2 protein-coding genes are annotated in these 1,557 nt (G+C 71.7%); one reads left to right on the top strand and one right to left on the bottom strand.

The genetic code is table 11. The features are described from left to right. Positions 1-238: 238 nt before the first annotated feature. Complete coding sequence (locus tag ASJ79_RS24015; protein WP_067960871.1) at positions 239-895, bottom strand: DUF6474 family protein; 657 nt, start codon at positions 893-895, stop codon at positions 239-241. 203 nt (positions 896-1,098) lie between these two features. Here ASJ79_RS24015 and ASJ79_RS32730 point away from each other — a divergent pair. Continuing rightward, positions 1,099-1,557 (top strand): hypothetical protein (locus ASJ79_RS32730; RefSeq protein ID WP_197420354.1); only part of this gene is annotated, 459 nt, incomplete at its 3' end.

Here is a 1,557-nt window from a genome sequence, read left to right as displayed (position 1 = left end):
GGGGTCTATTCGAAACCCCATCGTGTGGTGGGAGAGGGGTGCCCAGTGCGGACAGCTGCTGAGAAACAACGGGGTGGTGATGGCCAACTGTGGGAGCCTCGACGTCGACCGTGCACAAGCCGACGGCGCCCCGCTCGGGAAGCCGCCGCCGCCGGCACTGTGCGCCGCCAGCGTCAGGGCTGCCGTCAGCAGTCCTGACGCCGCGCCGCGCAGTCGCGCCGGGGCTCGGGACAACGGGTCAGACCACGCCCAGACGGGCCATCAGGTCGGCGTCGATGCCGTCGAGCTGCTCGGCGATCGCGGCGCGGGCGGCGCGGCGGCGGGCCGACGGCATGTTCTCGGCCGCGGCCACGGCGGCACTGAGATCGGTCAGGCGCTCGGTGATCGCGCTGACGAACTGCTTGGTCTCGGCGTCCTTCGGCTTCTTGTCGGCGATCAGGCGCAGCGAGTGCTCCGCACCGGCGATCCGGGCCGACAGTTGAGCGCCGTGCCCCGAGAACTGGCCGAGCTGGCTCAGCGGGACACCCAGCCTGTCGGCGCGGCGTTCGTCGATCAGGCCGCGCGCCGAGATGGACGCGCGGTACACCAACGGGACCACCACGGGGGCAAGCAGGCGCGAGACCGTCAGCGCCCGGCGAACCCGGCTGGGCGAGAACAACTTGCCCTCGCGGGCGGCTTTCAACTGCGTCTCGGCAACCTTGAGTGCGGCCCGGTCGCTGTCGCGCTGCGCCTTCAGCTGCGATCTGAGCGCGCGGGCCTGCGCCTTCTGCTCGGCTTTGAACCGGCGGACCTCGTTCTTGGCCGACAGCTTCGCTTCGAGCTTGGCCTTGGCCTTGATGGCGCGGGCCTCCGCCTTGCGGGTGGCGCGGGATTTACGTCGCTTGAACAGACCCATCCCTGCGTCCTCCCAGTCAGGTCATCGGCACACCCCGCCGGAATGCGGCGGCGATGGTGACCAACATTAGCGTTGCGCGGCGGCCGGGTTGCCCTCGCGCCCCGGTCGGCGACCGGTTTGGAACTCCCAGCAAACGAAACGGCCCGATTGTGCGAGAATCGGTCCACATCGGGGTCAGATGGCGGTGTGTCCGCCGGAGGGTGGTGACGACGTGGGTGGGCGTGCGCGTATCGCTGCAGCGGCCTGCCTGGTGGTCTCCGGCCTGCTGGTCGGCGGCGCCGGTACCGCGTCCGCCGAGACCGGAGCGTCGACCGGCGACGACGTCGCCGGGGACGCGGCCCGTCCTCGCAACAGGGCGGCCACGGCTCCTGCTCCTCGTCCTCCTCGGCGCCGGGCGAACCGGACGCCGGCGGGTCAGGGTCGTCAGGCTCGGAATCGGGGTCGGGTTCGGGATCCTGGTCCGGCTCACCGACCGGGGCGTCCTCGTCACCCTCGTCGCCCTCGTCGGCCTCTCCGGCGTTGCCGTCGTCGACGTCCCCGGCGGAATCCGTGGTGTCCGTCCCGTGGCGCGCGTCCGCCGCGGCCGTGGTGACGGTGACCGACGTTCGTGCGGCGTGCACCGGCTGGTCGAGCGGGTACCGGTCGCCGGAATCGGCATCGGC

Source organism: Mycobacterium sp. NAZ190054, assembly GCF_001545925.1.
Classification (GTDB): domain Bacteria; phylum Actinomycetota; class Actinomycetes; order Mycobacteriales; family Mycobacteriaceae; genus Mycobacterium.
This window is presented reverse-complemented; position numbering and strand designations above follow the sequence as displayed.